Raw genomic sequence first — 19,738 nt, forward strand, 5'->3', positions numbered from 1 at the left:
CAAAAATCTGCTAGGAACTCAGCAGAGATGACAATACTCTTCACTGAGGCCACAGCGCTAGATTAATTAGGTTCGTTTTCTGTTCGTTTTTGCGCTTAAGTTAGCGGTCGAAACTGGACTCTTTTGGCCATTACACCCTGCGGAGTCTATTGATAAGTCTAAACTAAAGTCGCGTTATCTCTTACATACCTAAGCTTCCACACTAGAAAAGAGCTTTAACACAGAGGGGGCTAATTGCGAGGTAAGCGTATGTTTTCTTAGGTAGAAGTATCGATATGCTACTAGCTGTATTTGAGGGAGGTAACACAATATAACCAAACTTTATTCATCATCACACTTTGATAATCTCACGATTATATGACTCTGCTATCGCCTTGTTCGTATGTATTAACTGTGTAATACTTTGTTCATATTTTCGTCACATATTAGTGACACAGTTTTAAAGTAACAAGAACGCACAATCAAAACAAAACAGTTCAGTTAGGGAAAACATTATGACATTAAAGCTACGCACACTCGCTACCGTTGCAATAACCAGCGCCATTTTTCCTGCTTTAGCACAAGCAGATACGTTACGACTACTCACTTGGGGCGGCTATGCTCCCGATGAAGTGATCGATATGTTTGAAAAAGAGACCGGTATCGACGTCAAGGTGACCACCTCCAACAATGAAGATATGATCTCCAAACTGCGTGCTACTGGTGGTTCTGGCTTCGATTTGGCTCAGCCATCTCAAGACCGTATTGCTGGAGCGCAAGCCGAGTTCAATATATACAAACCACTCGATTTATCTAAAATCGATGCCAATCAGTTCATTCCTTCAATGCTGAAATCCACACAAAATATCACGAGTGTAGACAACAGCGTATATGGTATTCCTCACATCTGGGGAACGAGTGGGCTTGTGGTCAACACTAAACAAGCTCCAAACGTTAAAGATTATACCGATTTATGTAATGCCGATTATCAAGGAAAAGTGAGCTACCGTCTTAAGCGTCCAACTTTGATTGGGTTCGCTTTTGCTCTTGGTGAAGACCCATTCGCCGCCTATGGTGATCAAGCGAAATATAAAGAGATTCTGGCCAAAGTTGAAGCTAAGCTTGTTGAGTGTAAAGCTAATGTCAAAACTTACTGGAGTGGCTCTGATGCACTGATGAACCTACTTCGTACTGAGGAAGTTGTCGCTAGTATGGCGTGGGATGCGGGCGGTTGGAAACTTAGCCAAGAAAACCCAGACATCGAGTACATCGCACCGGCTTCAGGCGCGCTAGGTTGGATTGATACTTTTGCACTTCCACGTAAAACCAAAAACGAAGCTGCTGCCTATAAATGGATTAACTTTGTTATGCGTCCAGAAGTTGCAGCGAAAATTACCGAATCTGCGGGTAACTTCACGGCATCTCAAGGTAGTGACGAGTATGTTAACGCAGAAGCCAAAGCACGATTCCAAAAAAGCTTCCCTAAAGCCGCCATCGATAACATTAAGTGGTATCCAGCAGTACCTGCCGGACTTGAAGAGATGGAAGGCATGACGCTAGACCGCGTTAAAGCATCAAGATAAACAAACATTAACACTGCCAAAATTCGTTAAGGTAGTTACCTCCCCCCTGCTGAGAACTGTCTCAGCAGGGATCGTATTTTTTAAAGGAGCGTCGACGAATCATTTATGTCCCAGCCCGATTACATTCTACAGTGCCATAAATTAGGCAAGCAGTTTGCGAAATTCACCGCAGTGCACAACCTTGATCTTAATATTCACGCCGGCGAGTTTTTCTCCATACTTGGTCCGTCTGGATGTGGCAAAACAACGCTATTACGCATGTTAGCGGGATTTGAATCCCCAACTCATGGCCAAATAGTACTCAATTCAAATGAAGTGACCGATACACCGCCAAACAAACGGCCGCTTAACATGGTGTTTCAGCATCTCGCACTGTTTCCCAATATGAGCGTTGCCGATAACGTTGCGTTCGGATTAAAACAGCGTGGCGAACCAAGCGACCAGATTAAACTCAAAGTAGAAGATATTCTTAAACGAGTTGATCTAGCAGGCAGCGGGTCGAAGCGAACACATCAACTCTCTGGCGGACAAAAACAACGTGTCGCGTTAGCACGCTCATTAGTGTTAGAGCCAAAAGTCTTATTGTTGGACGAACCATTAGGCGCGTTAGACTTAAAACTTCGAGAACAAATGAAGATTGAGCTTAAACACTTACAAAAAGCGTTTGGCACGACCTTTATTTACATCACTCACGATCAGAGTGAAGCCTTGATGATGTCAGACAGAATTGCCGTTATGAACGCTGGACGTTTCGAACAAATTGGCACCCCGAGTGAACTGTATATGCGTCCATCCACCCCTTTCGTGGCAGAGTTTGTTGGTGAAAACAACAGCATTACCGCAAAAGTGGTGGAACTGACATCATCAAATCTATCTGTTGTTACAGAACAAGGTGTCTCACTTTCGTTACCACGTTCGTGCTGTCATACCGAGCTAAAAGCCGATCAAGCGATTAAAATCTACCTTCGTCCAGAAGCATTGGCGATGAGCGATAATCCCACAGATGGTGAGGCTTTAACGGGCCAACTTAAAGAGCTACTGTTTGATGGTGCAGCGAGTGGAGCCATTGTTTCCACTAATCTAGGTGATCTCAGGTTGTCTATTACTCCGAATCAACTCAACGACCTACAGTCAAAACAGCAAGCAGAACATTCTGATGACGTCGCTGTGAACCTAAGATGGGCCCCTAACCAAGCGATTGTATTAGGAATATCAGAATGAGCAAAAAATGGGCACTAGCTTTATTTCTTACTCCCGCTATCGTGTGGCTATTAGTGCTAATAGTGATTCCACATCTACAATTAGTTGAACTAGCCTTCTCTGATAGAAGAGATGGATGGACGATTAAACACTTTAACGTCTTTTTTGAGCACAGCATCTACTGGAACACTTTTGTTCGGACTGCGTGGATGTCTATTTTAGCAACAGTATTTACCTTACTGCTTGCCTTCCCTGTCTCGTATTACATAGCAAAAGTCGCAACCGGCGCTAATAAGTTGCTTTTATTGATGATATGTATTCTGCCCTTTTGGCTCAGCGAACTCATCCGCGCCTATGGTTGGATGATCATACTTCGCGAGTCAGGCTTGTTAAGCAATGCTTTAATGTATTTAGGGTTGGCAGAGCAACGCATTGAGTTTCTTTATAATGATTACACCATCATTATGGGGCTGGTATACAATGGGCTTCTGTTTATGGTCGTTCCTTTAGTCAGCGCTCTAGACAGCCTTGATGATAGTCACATTGAAGCCGCTTTCGACCTTGGAGCCAATCGTTGGGTTGCTCTAAAAGAGATTGTTATTCCTCACGCCCTTCCTGGCATTGTATCTGGTTGCATTATTGTCTTTATGCTCAGCTTAGGAAACTACCTTATCCCTAACCTTATGGGCGGTAAGGACAGTCTGTGGTTTACCGAGCAGATTTTCACTCAATTCATTACCCGCTTTAATTGGGAACAAGGTTCCGCTTTAGGGCTGTTGCTATTGCTATTGTCTTCGGCGATGGTGTGGCTTGGATTGAAGGTCAGTGGCCAGTCATTACAGTCCACTGTAGGACGTTAGGAGAGTATATGATTCCTTCGGTACCATTTAGCACATCAAAAACAAAAGTTTATCAAAGCTTTATCGCGATCTTTTTTGTTTTTTTACTGCTGCCTTTGGTTGTCGTCGTGGTATTTTCGTTCCATGATGCCACTTATCCTTCGCTACCTTGGAAAGGTGCGAGCACCATTTGGTATACGGGTGATAGTTCACCCTATATTGGGCTTTTTAACGATAAAAACTTGTTATCTAGTGTACTCACAAGTGTTCAAGTTGCCTTAGGGGTAACCTTAGTATCCACATTTTTGGGACTCAGTAATGCACACTTGTTGGTTCGCTTTCAATTCCGTTACAAAGAGCTTCTTTCTGTCTTAATGTTGATCCCTTTAGTCATTCCAGGAGTCATTCTCGGTGTTTCAATCCTGGTAACATCCAGCACAATGGCAAACTGGGTTGACGATGTTTGGGCATGGGAATGGCAATGGGCGCGACCCGGATTGATATTAGTCGTGTTAGGTCAGGCAGCGTTCATCACTTCTATTACTACGCTGGTCATATTAGCCCGTTATAGACGATTTGATCCTAGTTTAGAAGAAGCGGCACTCAACTTGGGGGCAACACCCCTAAAAGCATTTAGAGCGGTTACCCTGCCTTTCTTGCGCCCAACATTGATCAGCGCTGCAATCGTCGGCTTTTTAATGTCTTTCGAAAACTTTAACACCACCCTGATGTTGGTGGGGTCCGATTCTCCGCTAACGGTGGAAATGTTCCAGCGAGTACGGGAAGGAACAACTCCCGTGGTCAATGCCGTTTCCGTCGCATTAATGTTAGGCTCTACCATACTTGCAGGCTTGTATACCTGGCTACAGTATAAAGCTCAGCAAACCAGCGCTTAACTTGTTAAAAGCTGTGTTCTCCTCGTTACCATTTGCTTATGGTAACGAGGACCCACCTTAATGTGACTCCAACTTCCTACAAACAAGCCAGTACATCAAAATCTATTGAAGCAAACTCATTATGCAACTAACTCGTTGAAAACGAGCTAAGTTTTCTAAACATAAATCTGCTATTCTGAAGAACAATAAGTCATATTCAATTGATAATTAACAATTGAATAGTATTCTACACGTCAAGAAGTCGCACTAAATGACGGACGTGTAAGCTCTAAGGTATTAATATGCAAAAAATAAAGTCGCTAATTTACGTCTGCTTAATGTTCTCGTCAGTTTCTATAGCCAGCACACAATTACCTTCTCCTCCAGAAAAAGTACTGAGTCCATATCAGGCTGAGTCAACAAAAAAACTTAGCTCAGCGCAAGAACTCATCAGTTTCTATAAAAATCGTGCTTATAGTCTCGATACACTTCAATCGACACAAAAGCTGCCTCAAATCTTTACAGAAAATTTGCCGCACAACCTAAATACTTTATCAACCCATGAAAAGACGTCAGCATTTATTCGTCTATTGCTACCCACTCTTAAACTTGTGAACGAGCAAATTCTCGACGTAAGAAGCCAGCTAGTAACACTGTCAACCAAGTCAATTTCAGACTGGAGCGATAAAGAATCTAACTGGGTAAATACGCTTTATGATTCCTATGGTGTAAAAAATAAAGACATCAACCAACTGTTATTACACATTGATATCATTCCACTTGGAATGGCCTTGGCACAAGGTATTGATGAAAGTGGCTGGGGCACTAGTTACTTTGCGGTTGCAGGTAACAACCTTTATGGAGAGCATCTTCCAGCAAGAGGAGGAAAATACCTGACAACCTCAAATGGAAAAGTAAAAGTCGCCGCTTTTGACGGGCTATACCAAGCAACAGCCAGCTACATGCACAACCTAAATTCAACGCGTGCATACAAAGACCTGTGGCAATTACGTTCTCGTTTACGTGCACAAAACAACTTGACTGGTTATGAACTTGTCAGTGCTCTATCACACTACTCTACTAGAGGTGAGTCCTATGTGGAAAACCTTCAAGCCCTCATTAAGTACCATCAGCTAGACGCATTTGATCATGTCGACTTTAAAAAAGAATCGGCCATTAACATCCGCTTTATGGATAAATAACCCTCAAGTTTTCTCTTCAATATTTAGCTATGGTTAACCATAGCTAAATATATACAAACATATACAGATAGACACTTTGACACGGATAAGTCCTAAAGTTGCTTTAACTGTAAGAACAACCCACACTCTCTGCTATGCTGGCAAACTGACACGCACGGCTCAATCAAATGGACGTTACTATGATAGATTCTCTTTCACTACCACAAGCCAGAAAGCTCATTCTTCATTGTCAAAAGCTTCCTTCAGCTAAACAAAGTGGTACTGCTCTATCTGCAACCTTGTCGGCGTTTGAGCATCTTAGTTATATCCAAATAGATACTATCTCTGTTATTCAACGTGCTCATCACCATACGCTCTGGAATCGCAATCCCCGATATAATCCAACTCATATTGACCAACTCCTTGATAGCGGTGATATTTTTGAGTACTGGTCTCATGCTGCATCCTATTTACCTATGTCGGACTACCGCTATACGCTTCCTCGCAAACAGACATTTGCAAGCGGTCAACAAAAGCATTGGTTTCGACGCGATGAAGGCTTAATGACTTATGTAAAAGATCGTATTGCAGCGGAAGGCCCTCTGATGGCAAAAGATTTTGAAAGCCAACAGAAAAAAGTCGCCGGATGGGGAAGCAAACCAACAAAACAGGCATTAGAAAACCTATTTATGCAAGGTGATCTCATGGTGCCTCGTCGCAAAAATTTTCACAAAGTATATGACCTAACGGAACGAGTACTTCCAACTGATGTTGATACACGAATGCCTAGCGACACAGAACTTGCCCGGTATTTGATTAACCGATACTTAACGGCAAATGGCTTGGGTCAAGCCAATGAGATTTGCTATCTACTTAAGAACACAAAATCTCTGATCTTATCGACGCTTAAGCAGATGGTTTATGAGCAAGAGTTATGCACCATTAAAGTAAATAATATCCTTTACTACACGCGACCCTCTTTATTGCAACTGCTCAACAAGCCGTTAGCAAGGAGCAAGTTAAAAATACTATCCCCTTTTGATAACCTAGTCATTCAACGAAAAAGACTACAAGCCATATTTCAGTTTGATTACCTGCTTGAATGCTACGTTCCTGAAGCCAAGAGAGAGTACGGTTACTTCTGTTTACCCATAATGTGGAATGGACAAGTGGTTGCTCGCATGGATTGCAAAGCCGATAGAAAGCTCGCCACACTGCATATTAATCATCTTGCCGTCGAAGAGAAACGATGCCCAATTGAATCATTTCTGCCCGCTCTGGTAAAAGAGTTGCAGCACTTTACTCAATTTAATCTATGCCAGACAATTGAGGTCCATAAAACCACACCAGCACAATTTAAACAGCCTTTACAAACATGTTTAAATGAGTAGCAGAGGCGATTGCTCTACTGCCACATCACCAAAATTGCAGCCACTGCAATCATTGTTAGCGCCAATATATCTTTTCGTTTCACCGATTGTTTTAGCCAGAAAAAAGAAATCAACATGGTAAAAAATACTTCGACTTGCCCTAATGTTTTCACATAGGGTACCGTTTGTAGGGACATAGCGCTAAACCAACCAAACGATCCAATAAAGCTTGATAAACTCGTGAACAGAACCAAGTTTTTATTGAGCTTTAACTGCTGAATAGTGGCTCTCTCTTTAACATAGATATAGCTAACTAAAATGATCGTTTGTAGTGCTATAACTGAAAATAGCACCCATGCAGCACGATGAGGAAATGGCAGAGACAAGCTTAGACTGGCTTCTCTTATCCAAAGAGATGTCAAAGCAAATGCAGTGCTACACGCAAGACCAATAAACGCTGTTTTCAACGACATACTTCTAAAGCCTTGCGGACAACTGAGGATGATTACCGCAATACCACCTATCAATACCCCTAACCAACCTAAGACACTCAGTGAGGTGCCAAAAAAAAGCACCCCTAAAAAAGCCGCTACTGGAGCTTCACTTTTTGCCAGCCCTGCACCAATAGCGAAGTTTTTCTGCTTAAACAGCACCACCATTAAAGCGGTAGCAATAATCTGCATAACAGAAGCGCCTATCACATAAAACCATGACATTGCAGTGAATGTCGGCAGACGGGCTGGAACAGCTTGGTATAAAGAGACAAGATAGACGAGTGCTAATGGGCTCGCCCAAAGAAAGCGTGCCAGAGTCACACCCGCTATACTGGTATCGGCGCTCAATTTACTTTGAAAAGCATTACGCCACGACTGGCTAAACGCGGCGAGTAATGTAAATAGTATCCAGCTCAAAATCGTCCTTAATCATCACTGAAAATAAGGCGCTATCATAATTGATCGTCCATCTGGATATCAAATAAATAGGCTAAAAGGTTAAGTGAACCGTTCTGCCACCTTCAATATCTTCACTCGTAAACTGCCACTGATGTTGATCAATCAATTTTTTGGTTAATTTGAGCCCTAAGCCAAATCCCAGCGCTTCGTTCTGTTCTAATGCATGACTATTTTGGTTAGTAATTGTTAACGACCGTCCAGTTTGAATAACAGATACTCGACCATCACTAGTGTGTTGAAAGGCATTACGTAATAGATTTGCCAGTACAATTCGGCACAAAGTAACCGGCAATTCAAATGATTGAGTATCAACGCTTAAGGTCACCTCAACACTTTTTCCCTCCAATAGATAATCAAGGTCATGAACCAATTGTTCTGTTAGTTCCCCTAGCTGAACATGTTCTGTAACAAGTGATTTACCCTCCGAGCGATTGAGCCAAAGTAGCGTTTCGGTTAAATCCGTCATAGTGATGCTTGCCCGCTTTATGCGCTCTACGACCTCGATCTGTTTTTCGGGGTTGTTGTTCACCGTCATCATTTTACTTAACAGCTCTGAATTTGTTCTAGTGACGGCAATTGGCGTCCTTAACTCGTGACTGGCGTAACTTAAGAACTCCTGTTCTCTATCTAGGCTTTGTTGCACAGAATTAAGGCTATTTTTTATTATATTTGCCAGCATATTAAGTTCTGCGTAATCAAAGTCAGGGGCAGGTTGTTGCAATTTATTTTGGTCTAACGATTTTGCCCAATCTTTAAGCCTCTCAATAGGCCGAGCTATTTTTCTAATTAACAGTATTATAATGACAGCAAACAGCACGACACCACCTATCGCATAGAGCAGTAATGACACTTCATGCTTTGGTGAATTACCTAAAGATTTGGTGCGAGCAAAATCGATTCTATTTAGCATCTTCGCTACATAGCGAAGTTCATTTTGCTCACTTTGCGCTTTTATCAAAAAATAGCCCGTTTCTGGTGGTTCAAACATTGACTCAAATTCGAAATAGGTAAATAGCTCATACATAGTAACCGGCTCTGTTTCAAAACTATTTTGAATTTCCTCTGGAAGATCTTGCCAACGACTGGCGATATAGTAAGTGAGCTGATATTTAGGCTCACCATCTTCAACATTAGATGAACGCGCAACATCCAACATGGTCTTACGCATAGAAGCGTTTAACCCATCAATAAACGCATTCGCAGATAGCGCAGAGTAAACCAAAATTGTAATGGTACCAATGGCAAGCAAAGAGACAAAAAAGTAAAGTCGTAGCGTCGGTCTGATTTTCATAATCTATTCATCCACCTTGAGTGCAAATCCCTGTCCAGAGATAGTATGAATGAGCTTACGATCGAATGCGGCGTCTATCTGTTTCCTTAAGTTAAACATGTGTACTTTTAAGCTATTGCTATCGGGCTGATCATCTCCCCAAACGCCTTGCATTATTTTTTCGCGAGACACGGTATTAGGGCTTTCGCGCATAAGCACTTCCAATATCTTTATTGCCGTTGGTGACAATGCTAATACGTTTCCGTTTCTAATCGCCTGTTTTTTATATAAGTCCAGATCAAGGTCAGCGACGGATATTCGCGCCACTTGCCCACTACGTCGCGTTGCCAATACGCGAACTCTTGCGATTAACTCCTCCATTGCAAATGGCTTCACTAAATAATCATCGGCACCGTTAGAGAAACCAACCAACTTATCATCAAGAGTATCTCGGGCGGTGAGCATCAGAACCGATACATCGATACCTTTTGTTCTTAACGACTCACACACTTTTAATCCGTTCATTTTGGGTAAGTTTAGGTCCAGAATAACCGCATCATAACGGTGCGTTTCTATCAAATTCAGACCTGCAACTCCATTTGCAGCGTGATCACATTGAATACCTTCTAATTCAAAATAGTCGATAATAGCTCTCGCCAGATCAATATCATCTTCTACCAGCAGTAGGCTTAACTTCATCACATCACTATCCTTAGATTCATCTGAACACACTCTTCATTATTGTAATACTGGCGCCGTAGTACCAGTGATTTTTCTTTGTATTCTCGTCAATAGCGCTTTAACTTCGCACTGAATGAAAAGCAGCGATGGCGTTAATACTAATGTGATAATACTGGCAAACAAGATGCCATAGCCTAATGCTGCCGCAGCCGGAATTAGAAACTGCGCCTGTAACGAGGTTTCAGCCAATAACGGAGCTAAGCCTGCAAATGTCGTTACTGAGGTGAGCAGTACTGCACGAAATCGCCCGGTGCACGCTTCAACTATCGCATCATGTACCGATACACCTTGTTTTTTAATTAACTCATTAAAACGAGAAACCAATAATAAACTGTCGTTTACAACCACACCCGACAAAGCGAGTACGCCATTGAGGGACAATAGGCTGATGGTTAGGTCATTACCCCAGTGTCCTAAGATGGCTCCAACTATACCAAACGGTATCGCGGTCATAATCAGCAGTGGTTGCACATACGATTTTAGTGGAATAGCCAGCAGCATATATATGGCTATCATCGCCAATCCGGCCATTTGTAGCATGGAGTCACCCGTCTCCTTCTGCTGTTCCGCTTCACCAGCAAAGTCTACCGTTAAGCTAGGATACTGTACCAATAAATCCGTCACCAATGGTGATTTGAGTTGGTTGACCAGCTCACTTGGTGAGATGATCGTTTTATCCACTACAGCCGAGATGTAAATAGCGCGCTGGCTGTCAATACGAGTAATTTCTGAATTTTGATATTCGGTATAGATATTGACGACACTACTCAAAGGAACCACCGTTCCGTTGGTTGTGCGGATGTTAGCTTGTCGAATATCCGCCATTGTTTGACGCTGATCTTCTGGGTAACGAATCCTGACATCAACTTCATCTTTATCGCGCTGAAATTTTTGTACCACTTCACCGCCGAACGACTGGAGGATCTGCTTGGATAAGTTGGCGGTATCTATCCCTAATGCTCGACCTTGCTCAGTTAACTCAAATCGATACTGAGGCTCTCCTAGATCCAAGTTATCATCAATACCACTTACACCAGCAATCTGTTCCAGATGCTGCTTAAACAATTCGCCAGCGGCTAATACAGTCTCTTCATCACTGGCTTTTAGCTCAACTTTAAAGTTGTCTACCATTTCCCTTTTGGAGAGAACTTTCAGTTTTTTCACCCCTTCCATTTCCCCAATCAACTGCTTCCATGTATTGGAAAACTCGGTAGATGTGTATTCACTATCACTGTTTAACTCTATTTGAACCGTGCCTGAATCATCACTTTCTGCGATAACCTGAAGGCTAAGAATATTACTGGTTTGCTGAGTACCATATTTCTCTCGTAGCAATTGATCGGCTTCCGTTGCGGTAGACTCCATCACCAGTAGGTTGCTATGGGTTTGGCCAAAGCTTGCATCGTTTTGCATACTAATACTGGCTGACACCGTATCACCAGCCAAGTCGGGGAAAAATGCCACACGCACCGCACCTGTTAATGGCATACCTGCGACGAGAATAAGTACTGATATGAATAACATAATAACGGCATATCGAAAGTTAAGGGCAAACTCAATGACTTGTCGATAAACATTACGATTAAACCACTGTAAACCGTTGTCCGCACCATGCTGAATCTTGCTCCAAATGCCTTTGGCATTCTCACGATGAGTATCAATATGCGCTAAGTGTGATGGTAATATTAGTTTTGACTCGACCAATGACAGTAATAACGCAACCGCAACAACGGTGCCGAACTGCGCGTATATCTGACCTAAGTTTCCTGTCACATTAGAAAGAGCCAAGAAAGCCGCCACAGTGGTCAACACACCAAATACTGTTGGTGTCGCCACTTTCAGCGTCCCTTTAATCGTACTGGAGATGCTGTCTCCCTCTTGTTTACGTGTGGAGTAGATACTTTCCCCGACCACCACCGCATCATCAACAACAATACCGAGAGCCATCACAAAACCAAAGGTGGTTAACTCATTTATCGTCAGGCCAAGAAAGGTATCTGTCATGAAAAACATGGTGCCAAAAAACACAAATGGGATACCTGCTGCGACCCAAAGAGCCACACGTACATTTAGAAACAGGGCTAAAACGATAAAGACTAATGCCACCCCAGTCATTGCATTGGTTGACAATAAAGTAAGACGGTCTTTGATCAAGGTACTTTGGTCGTACCAAGTGTCTATTTCAATATTACTCGGTAGCTTCGTGCTGCTATTCCAGCGTTCCACAACTTGCTCAACCTGCTCAACAACTTTAACCACATCGCCGAACTCATCCATAACCACTTGGATACCCATACTGCTCTGTTGGTTGTAACGAGAGAGAGTGAAGGTATCGTCATTAAAACTATCTTGAATGGTGGCAACATCTCCAAGTTGAACTTGTGAGCCATCATTTCTGGTAATAAGAGGAATGGCACGAAACTCTTCAATTTCATACGCTTGTGTAGCAGCTTTTAAACGAACAACTTTGTCACCATTGCGTAAACTGGTCGAAGTAGCAGTAGATGATTCAGCATTGATGACATTTGCTACATCACTCAAAGTTAAACCAAACGCTTGCAGTTTTAACTCATCAACCTCAATGGAGATAATGGGATCCGCTTTAGCTTTTACCGATAAATCACGAATCTCGGACTGGCTTAACAAATCCGCTTTGAGTTGTTCTGCGAGATCCTGCAGTGTCGCTCTGTCTGCATCACCATATATCTGTATCCAAATGGCATGATCCTGACGACGAGCTTTATCGATAACCGGCTTTTCTGCATCCGCTGGTAAGTTATTAATGGCATCAACTTTGGTTTTAACATCATTAAGCAGTGTATCCAGATCATATTCTGTGTTTTTCTCGATAATCAGATTGCTGCCGTTAGCGTTGGAGGTTGACGTAATACGCTTAACACCCGAAACCGTCTCTAATGCTTCTTCTATTTTAACGGCGAGCCCTTCTTCTGCCTGTTCAGCATCACCACTGTCAAAAACAACCGACACGGTTACTTTATCGGGCTCTATACTTGGAAACGCTTCTTTTCGTAACTGAGTTGCAGAAAATATGCCAATAATAATGACACTAAGCAAAAGTAAGTTTGCTGCAACCGAATTGTATGCAAACCACGCAATAATGCCGCTGTACTTTTTCTCTTTTGTTTGTTGATCATTAACCTCGCTCATCATTAATCTCCAGCTATCGCAGTGGAAGTTTTAGCCGTATCTAGCATAGCGGTATCAACCAGAGCTGTTTCTATATTAGGGGAAGGCATTTTAGCGGCAACAGGCATGTTACTCTTATAACTGCTGAGGGGTCTTTTCACCACCAAAGAAGAGTCTGAAACGGTGTCTAGCGCCGAGATATAGACAAAACCGCCACTCTCGAAACGTTTTTCAGCCACGTATCGCTGAAGTTGTTCATCTTCTACTACCCAGATATCACCCTGTTGAGATATTGCTGAGGCTGGTAGCTTCCATAAACCCGAAATATCTGCCCCTTTTATCGTCGCTTGAACAAATGTTCCTGGATATAAATCATCACTTTGTTCCAGGGGATGATCAACCGTGACAATAAGTGAGCGTTGGCGTGTATTGGCATCCAAATGCTGCTCTACGCGGCTAACATAGCCTTGCCAATGAGATAGACCATCTGAACCGGTTAACGCCACTAATCGCTTCTCTTGATTCTGTTTCAACAATGAGTTATCCAACAAATCAATGTTTTTCCATTGATTCTCAGATAAAGGAATCTCTATTTCCATTTCATCTATACTGTATAAAGTTGCCAACTCACCCGCGGTTTGAATATAACTTCCGGGAGAGATATTTCGGCTCACCACTAATGCGTCAAACGGAGCACGAATTTTAGTGTTGTTTAGGTCTTCTTGAGCTTTCTTTTGCGCTTTCTGAGCTGTCTCTAGCGCCATCTTTGCATTCTCTAATTGTGGTTCACGCAGCACCAATGGAGACGCTGGTTCCCCTTTTACTCCCGATTTTTGCCACTCTGATTTGGCCTGAACACCTTTTCGTTCTTCTTCTAGCAAGTTGAGTTTTGCTTGCGCATAATTGCTTTTCGCTTCTGCTAGTGCTTGTTCATACTGAGTGCTATCAATGGTCGCTAAGATCTCACCTTTTTTAACCACTTGCCCAGACTCAAAATTACGGTTTATCGAATCAACACGACCAGAAACCTCAGCCGCAAAACTCAGTTCAAATTTCGCCTTTGCTTCCCCATACCCTATCACTTCTGCTTGATACGCATTGACTTGAGCCTCAACAACATCAACTTGTGGCAGGCTCACGGTAGTAAGCAGAGAAGAAGCTTTTGAAGGTTCTTTATTACTATCAATCTGCTCTGTTTTTGTTTGCTGCTTGTCTTCTCCTGGCTCCATCATTTGATTGCCGTTATAAGCAACAGCGCCAAAGATAGAAGCGGCAGATAGCGCCGTAATTGCGATTGTTAGTACATTTCGTTTCATTGCGATACTCCTAGGCCAAGTGCTAGCCCTAAGTCAATTCGATTTGAGAGTCGGTTATAGGTGATCTGCGAAAGCTGGGATTCCAGATCAAACGTTTTCTGTTGTGCGGTTAATAAATCAAAAATATCCACCAGTCCTTGTCGATACTTCTCTTCGTAAGTAACAAAGCTTCGTTTTGCACTTTCCAGTGCTTCAGTGACATGTTGCTGCTGGCGAGCAAGGGCGTACTCTTGTCCTGCTGCATTTTCCACTTCATTCACTGCGGTCAGCAATGTCTCTTGATAGGACCAAAAGCTTTGTTCGGTTTTTAATTGAGCCACTTCGGCTTGTGAACGTAATTTTCCACCTTGAAACAGCGGCGCGGATAATTTACCGAGTAAGCTCCATACGGAGCTAGAGAACAGAGCCTCAGAAGGTGACTCTGCAACATCTGCTAAGGTTGCTGACAAACTAATGCTTGGTAGCATGGCTTTATAAGCGGCATCAGTACGGAGAGATTCTGCTTCAATATTATAAAACGCAGCCCTAAGGTCAGGACGACGTTCAAGATTCTGCTCTGGTAATAAATCAAGTGGGTAGATCACTTGCGGGAAATGCGCTTCAATATCGATCAAGTACTGTTCGGACTGCGATAATTGCCCTAGTTGCAGTTCTAAAGATCGGCGGCTATTAGCCAGTTTTTCTGTATAGTCTGCAACTGTCGCGCTGGTAGAGGCGCTACTGGATTTCGCACTATCAAGGTCACTAAGGTTATCCAACCCTGAGCGGTACCTCTCCAAAATTAGATTCTCATTATTAGTAAGAACACTTAATCGCTGATTCTCAATATCTAACAACTGTTGTTTGAGGCTGATATCTAACCAACTGCGCATAATATTGGCGGCGAGCAAATCACGGGCCCCTTGCAAACTAGCAGCGCTCGATGCCACATCTTTTACTGCCGCACTGCTGCTGTCGGCGACTCGTTGCCACAAATCGAGCTCCCATGCCACCGTCAAATTGGCACTATAGCTCTCATCGCTACCTTCCGTTGCGGTTCCACTAAAGTCAGCGTTTACCGTAGGTAAGCCATCCGATGCAGTAATATTCTTTTGCTCATAGGCAATCTTCAGTGCCAAAATATTTTGCTGTAGCGATGGGTTATTAATAAATGCGCGATCGAGAAGTTGATCCAGTTGAGGGATATTAACCAGATCAGTAATGTATGTTGCTTCAGTTGCGATATCATTCTGTTCTGCTGTTGTAGCCAACTGACTCAGTAGCACCGCATTTCCAGCCGTTAACGAGCTGGTCGCTTTGGCTGAGTAATCTACGTCACTGGTTGAGCTACAACCCAGCGTAGCCATGGTTAAAATAGAAAGAAGTGAATATCGAAAAGGTCGATGTAATGTCATCGTGCTTGCCTCCAAATTGATAACATCAATGTTAACAATGAGCAGGGTTAAAGCTGGGTTAAGGGCGATAACCCTTATTCCTTCTCAATTAATTTTTACCTATACACGGCATAATCTATTGATTTGAATAGAGAGTTAAAAACGTTTACCATCCTTAGCGATCACTTAAAGGCCATCTAATAATGAATCGGACAATAAAAGCAGCCAAGTCGGACAGACAAGGAACAAAACATAAATCTGAGAAAGAGAGACGAGTTCAGATATTACAAGCTGCAATGACCTGTTTTGCAACAAAGGGGTACCACAGTACCACCATGAAAGAGCTGGTTGAAAAATCTCAGCTTTCTAAAGGTGCCATATATCACTACTTTGACAGCAAAGAGTCCATCCTTGTTGGGCTGATAGAACATTGGGATATTGAGATAGGTCAGGAGTTAGAAACCATCGCTCAACAGCATGATTCTATTAACGGCTTAAAGGCGTTCTGTTTATCGAATTTAGAGTTCTTCATGGAATATAAGCGATTGAGCTACGCATTTTATGAGTTAAAAGATAACCCGTATATTGCGAATTTAATCAAAAAAAGCATGTATACCTCTATTCAGCAAACCAAAACGTTACTAACTAACACTGGCTATAGTGAAGAAAGGGCAAACTTAACCACCGAGCAAGCTGCACTGGCCGTTTTATCTCTGTTTGAAGGTCTTTATAACATGTTCATTATCGATGAAAGCTTAGATCGACAGACAGAGTTTGAAAAACTTTGGCCAGTAGTAGAGAAAATAATCTCAGGTTAATCGACCTACCAGCCAAAGTAATCCGTCTTAACCAAGGTTAATCGAACATCTGTTCAACTCTTCATCCACCCAAGGCTTTCTGAGCATCATAAACACCTTGAATAAACATCTGCATTCCTATCACGGTTAATATCAGTCCCATTAAACGAGTAACAATGCCGATTCCTCCTTTACCAATTCGTTCTACAATTTTTGGACCAAATAGAAAACAGAGATAAGTGATCAAACACAATACCGCAAATGACCCAATGGTCGCGACAATGTGCAGTGTATTTCCCGAAGCGGAATAGTTCATCGCAGTGGCTATGGTGCCGGGGCCTGCAAGAATAGGCAGTGCTAATGGCGATATTGCGACATCAGACTGTTCCACCTCTTTCTCAACGTCACTTTTGTCTGGCTGATGAGAGTGCATTTTTGAAGGCGTCCCCTGCAACATATGGTAACCAACAAGAAAAACGAGAATTCCGCCAGATAAACGCAAAGCAGGAAGAGTAATACCGAACAGCTCAAAAATCCCTCTGCCAAGCAAACTAAAACCTACTATCATCAAAAATGCCGTCGCTAGAGCCTTAAATGCGGTATTTCGTCGTTGAATATCCGTTTGGTTTGCTGTTAATCCAACGAAAACCGCGGTATTTGCAATAGGATTCATAATGGCAAAAAAGCCCATAAATACCGTTACAATAAGAGTTGTTATATCGTGCATAGATTACTTCTTTAAATTGAGATGAGTGTCATTGCAGTCAACCATTTTGGTTAAGTGCGCTAAAACATTAACCATGAGCACACTCGCCTGACACTTTTTTTGCTGCCCATGCAAATACAATAAGTGAAATACCATTTGAAATAAGTTCAATGGCAAATAGCACGCCCAACAACAGCTCTGCCGATCTCGGAAAATCTAATAAGAAAATAAGTGACAACGACAAAGAAATTAAACCTGAAACAAATACAGGTATAAAAGAAGAGCTACCGCGACGTTTAAATGCCATGGCTATTTGAGTAACACCCGATCCAAATAGCAACAGAATGACGAAACTGGCTAAAGAAAGAACACTTTCCAATGGCATACGAATAAAGAAGTAGCCAAGTATTAAGGTGAAAATCGCCAGTAATATGGTCCATATCCCATGCTCATTTCTGTACTTAAACCCTCCGACCAAGTTGAACACTCCAGACACAATAAAGGTCCAGCCCAATAGCTGTTCCAGTGTTAACGACGTTTGCGCCGGATTATATAAAGCCAGTAAACCACCCAATAGGGATATTACCCCTGCTAACAGTATCAATTTTCGAGATTTCATATTTTACTCCTATGTTATAAATTCGTTGGATATAGCGGTGGAAGCACTGTGTCACCCTTTGATTGCAGATGGTCATCTGCCAATTGAACCAGCATTCGCATTAGCGTGGTTTTGTCCCACTTATTGGCATCTGGTTTTGAGGAAAATAAAACAGACTCAAGTTCACGCAGTTGTTGCTCAAAACCAGAACGATCTGCAAGGGAGCGACAAGTAATAAGCCACTGACTAAAAACGCTATAAACCGCTTGTGGATTTTCGCTGTCTACGACTCTGATAAGATGTTGTAGCTGCTGATGTTCTGACCGGTCAGGATTGCCCGTGATTGTTCTCTTCGGCCTATTATCTTTGGCTCGGTTGGTGAACGCGTCTTTTGCTGAACGCTCATTACTGCGGGTTCGCCATAAACGCCATAGCAACCAGCCACTAATGGTCAGCAAAAAAAGTAAAACCGGCACAAACTTCATATACCAAGTCGCGCGGTTATCTTGCCCTGTACGATTTGTTGGTGTTATGTGCGCACTCTTCTCTTTTGAGCCACTGGCTTGCTGAGGCTGTTTTGAGATATTGCTGCCTGCTACGTGGATGACTTCTGAGGCTAATAGTGCTGTTTCATTTTTGCCCGTGCTGGTATTGAACCACTCCAGTTGAATCTCTGGCAGAGCGATATCCCCAGCGGTTAAAGGAACCACTGACATCAGTAAAGTTTTCTGCGCCACACTCCCTTGGGTCGTCTGTATAAGGGAGGTAGAACTGTCGTCCAGATAGATTTTCACGTCAGCATTTCCATCCAACTTGAGCATGGGGATTTGCTCTGGTCGGGCGCCAAGTGCTTGAACGCGAATTCGGCGTACCACTGCCTTTTCTTTTTCGAATGTTAATTTTTTATCTACCCATTCGGACGTCAGTTCTACCTTTTTTGCTGGAAGAAACCAGTCACCCTTATTTCCGGATGATGAAACCTTCCCTTGTATGGTTAGTTTTAAAGCGTCGGAGCGCACTCTAAATGGTGTACCTGAGCTTATAAACGGATTCATTCCTAACTGCTCAAATAGAGAATCATTAAAAGCAAATTGAGAGAGGGATCGAGTTTTTTGTTCCGCGTCAGATACTTTTCCTTCCAGTACAAAAGGGGGCAATTGTACGGCTCCACTTTTATCGAACTGCAACATAAAGTTCCGTTCGATCAATGTAAGATTCTGCCCATTACGTGAGGTTTGCGAAACACGGTCTTCCCCTACTTGTCGTAACTTAAACCCATCACCTTGAGGCACTTTTAGCCCTGCTTGTTGCAACGGATGCTTGGTTTCAATCGTTACCAGCAAAGGAACTTCCTGAAACAGATAATACGGTCCCTTCTCTAATTGAACGCTCACATTCACACCCGTCGTTCCAATCGCTTTCGGGGTTTGGTTAATATCTGTAACCGTTATCTGCAACTCATTACTTTTTAATCCGCCTGCGCGTAACTCAGGGATGGCCAATACCCCTTTTTTGTTAGGCCGAAGTGTAATGGCCCAACTTGTGCTGTCATTCCTGACACCATTAATTATGCTGGTTCTCGTTGAACGAGAGGTTCCCTCAATATCAAAGTCACTTCGTAATGGTGTTAAGTCTGGAGCAGAAATAGCGTTTCCTTCTGCTACCAACGTCAGTTGAAAACTGTCATTTTCAGCGACTTGCGAGCGATCAATTCTCGCCTGCAAGCTTTTGGCATATGAGCCGTATGAAACCAGCACGGTTAACAGCAAAATAAGTGCTTTGGCAAAGGTTCGATAATGTCTCATAGTTC

Annotated in this window: 16 protein-coding genes; 7 read left to right on the forward strand and 9 right to left on the reverse strand. The window is 42.7% G+C overall.

Going from position 1 to position 19,738, the window contains the following annotated elements; all coding sequences use genetic code 11:
• Nucleotides 1-494 precede the first annotated feature (494 nt).
• From CHJ_RS22800 to CHJ_RS22825, 6 genes are all read left to right on the forward strand, one after another.
• Entirely contained in the window at nt 495-1,562 is a 1,068-nt protein-coding gene (locus CHJ_RS22800) for an extracellular solute-binding protein (RefSeq protein WP_171753889.1), read from the forward strand.
• A gap of 105 nt (nt 1,563-1,667) precedes the next feature.
• Nucleotides 1,668-2,783 carry an ABC transporter ATP-binding protein gene (locus CHJ_RS22805; protein WP_317919152.1) on the forward strand — a complete coding sequence of 372 codons (1,116 nt, stop codon included), beginning with the start codon at nt 1,668-1,670 and terminating at the stop codon, nt 2,781-2,783.
• Entirely contained in the window at nt 2,780-3,622 is an 843-nt protein-coding gene (locus CHJ_RS22810) for an ABC transporter permease (protein ID WP_171753887.1), read from the forward strand. Before CHJ_RS22805 ends, CHJ_RS22810 begins: the two co-directional genes overlap by 4 nt.
• 8 nt (nt 3,623-3,630) lie before the next feature.
• A complete protein-coding gene (locus CHJ_RS22815; RefSeq protein WP_317919153.1) occupies nt 3,631-4,497 on the forward strand; it encodes an ABC transporter permease in 867 nt (288 codons plus the stop codon).
• A 281-nt stretch (nt 4,498-4,778) separates the two neighbouring features.
• Entirely contained in the window at nt 4,779-5,678 is a 900-nt protein-coding gene (locus CHJ_RS22820; RefSeq protein ID WP_171753885.1) for a glucosaminidase domain-containing protein, read from the forward strand.
• 182 nt (nt 5,679-5,860) lie between these two features.
• Nucleotides 5,861-7,048 carry a winged helix-turn-helix domain-containing protein gene (locus CHJ_RS22825; protein WP_317919234.1) on the forward strand — a complete coding sequence of 396 codons (1,188 nt, stop codon included), beginning with the start codon at nt 5,861-5,863 and terminating at the stop codon, nt 7,046-7,048.
• Between the two features lie 14 nt (nt 7,049-7,062).
• Here CHJ_RS22825 and CHJ_RS22830 read toward each other — a convergent pair whose 3' ends face one another.
• From CHJ_RS22830 to CHJ_RS22855, 6 genes are all read right to left on the reverse strand, one after another.
• Nucleotides 7,063-7,938, reverse strand: coding sequence for a DMT family transporter (locus tag CHJ_RS22830; RefSeq protein ID WP_171753879.1), 876 nt, complete (start codon nt 7,936-7,938; stop codon nt 7,063-7,065).
• A 73-nt stretch (nt 7,939-8,011) separates the two neighbouring features.
• On the reverse strand, nt 8,012-9,271 hold the full coding sequence (locus CHJ_RS22835) for a sensor histidine kinase (protein ID WP_317919154.1): 1,260 nt from the start codon (nt 9,269-9,271) through the stop codon (nt 8,012-8,014).
• A gap of 3 nt (nt 9,272-9,274) precedes the next feature.
• The gene (locus CHJ_RS22840) at nt 9,275-9,949 is read right to left on the reverse strand and encodes a response regulator transcription factor (RefSeq protein WP_317919235.1); all 675 of its coding nucleotides are present in this window, start codon (nt 9,947-9,949) and stop codon (nt 9,275-9,277) included.
• 39 nt (nt 9,950-9,988) lie between these two features.
• Nucleotides 9,989-13,162 carry an efflux RND transporter permease subunit gene (locus CHJ_RS22845; RefSeq protein ID WP_317919155.1) on the reverse strand — a complete coding sequence of 1,058 codons (3,174 nt, stop codon included), beginning with the start codon at nt 13,160-13,162 and terminating at the stop codon, nt 9,989-9,991.
• On the reverse strand, nt 13,162-14,454 hold the full coding sequence (locus CHJ_RS22850) for an efflux RND transporter periplasmic adaptor subunit (RefSeq protein WP_317919156.1): 1,293 nt from the start codon (nt 14,452-14,454) through the stop codon (nt 13,162-13,164). Before CHJ_RS22850 ends, CHJ_RS22845 begins: the two co-directional genes overlap by 1 nt.
• Nucleotides 14,451-15,848, reverse strand: a complete 1,398-nt coding sequence (locus CHJ_RS22855) for a TolC family protein (protein WP_171753875.1) — start codon at nt 15,846-15,848, stop codon at nt 14,451-14,453. The genes CHJ_RS22850 and CHJ_RS22855 overlap by 4 nt, the downstream gene beginning before the upstream one ends.
• Nucleotides 15,849-16,030: 182 nt before the next feature.
• Between CHJ_RS22855 and CHJ_RS22860 the strand changes: the two genes are divergently transcribed.
• Nucleotides 16,031-16,645: a TetR/AcrR family transcriptional regulator gene (locus CHJ_RS22860; protein WP_171753874.1), complete on the forward strand. Its 615-nt coding sequence runs from the start codon at nt 16,031-16,033 to the stop codon at nt 16,643-16,645.
• 61 nt (nt 16,646-16,706) lie between these two features.
• Here CHJ_RS22860 and CHJ_RS22865 read toward each other — a convergent pair whose 3' ends face one another.
• The 3 genes from CHJ_RS22865 to CHJ_RS22875 form a co-directional block, all read right to left on the reverse strand.
• A complete protein-coding gene (locus CHJ_RS22865) occupies nt 16,707-17,351 on the reverse strand; it encodes a MarC family protein (protein WP_317919157.1) in 645 nt (214 codons plus the stop codon).
• 67 nt (nt 17,352-17,418) lie between these two features.
• Nucleotides 17,419-17,949, reverse strand: a complete 531-nt coding sequence (locus CHJ_RS22870; RefSeq protein WP_171753872.1) for an HdeD family acid-resistance protein — start codon at nt 17,947-17,949, stop codon at nt 17,419-17,421.
• 14 nt (nt 17,950-17,963) lie between these two features.
• On the reverse strand, nt 17,964-19,733 hold the full coding sequence (locus tag CHJ_RS22875; protein ID WP_317919158.1) for a BatD family protein: 1,770 nt from the start codon (nt 19,731-19,733) through the stop codon (nt 17,964-17,966).
• Nucleotides 19,734-19,738 lie beyond the last annotated feature (5 nt).

It is taken from the genome of Vibrio sp. MACH09, from assembly GCF_033238805.1.
Classification (GTDB): Bacteria; Pseudomonadota; Gammaproteobacteria; order Enterobacterales; family Vibrionaceae; genus Vibrio.

Bases quoted from the DNA above. Each gene is read 5' to 3' on its own strand.
- CHJ_RS22800 (WP_171753889.1), top strand. From the start codon at position 495: ATGACATTAAAGCTACGCACACTCGCTACCGTTGCAATAACCAGCGCC.
- CHJ_RS22805 (WP_317919152.1), top strand. From the start codon at position 1,668: ATGTCCCAGCCCGATTACATTCTACAGTGCCATAAATTAGGCAAGCAG.
- CHJ_RS22810 (WP_171753887.1), top strand. From the start codon at position 2,780: ATGAGCAAAAAATGGGCACTAGCTTTATTTCTTACTCCCGCTATCGTG.
- CHJ_RS22815 (WP_317919153.1), top strand. From the start codon at position 3,631: ATGATTCCTTCGGTACCATTTAGCACATCAAAAACAAAAGTTTATCAA.
- CHJ_RS22820 (WP_171753885.1), top strand. From the start codon at position 4,779: ATGCAAAAAATAAAGTCGCTAATTTACGTCTGCTTAATGTTCTCGTCA.
- CHJ_RS22835 (WP_317919154.1), bottom strand. From the start codon at position 9,271: ATGAAAATCAGACCGACGCTACGACTTTACTTTTTTGTCTCTTTGCTT.
- CHJ_RS22840 (WP_317919235.1), bottom strand. From the start codon at position 9,949: ATGAAGTTAAGCCTACTGCTGGTAGAAGATGATATTGATCTGGCGAGA.
- CHJ_RS22845 (WP_317919155.1), bottom strand. From the start codon at position 13,162: ATGATGAGCGAGGTTAATGATCAACAAACAAAAGAGAAAAAGTACAGC.
- CHJ_RS22850 (WP_317919156.1), bottom strand. From the start codon at position 14,454: ATGAAACGAAATGTACTAACAATCGCAATTACGGCGCTATCTGCCGCT.
- CHJ_RS22855 (WP_171753875.1), bottom strand. From the start codon at position 15,848: ATGACATTACATCGACCTTTTCGATATTCACTTCTTTCTATTTTAACC.
- CHJ_RS22860 (WP_171753874.1), top strand. From the start codon at position 16,031: ATGAATCGGACAATAAAAGCAGCCAAGTCGGACAGACAAGGAACAAAA.
- CHJ_RS22865 (WP_317919157.1), bottom strand. From the start codon at position 17,351: ATGCACGATATAACAACTCTTATTGTAACGGTATTTATGGGCTTTTTT.
- CHJ_RS22870 (WP_171753872.1), bottom strand. From the start codon at position 17,949: ATGAAATCTCGAAAATTGATACTGTTAGCAGGGGTAATATCCCTATTG.
- CHJ_RS22875 (WP_317919158.1), bottom strand. From the start codon at position 19,733: ATGAGACATTATCGAACCTTTGCCAAAGCACTTATTTTGCTGTTAACC.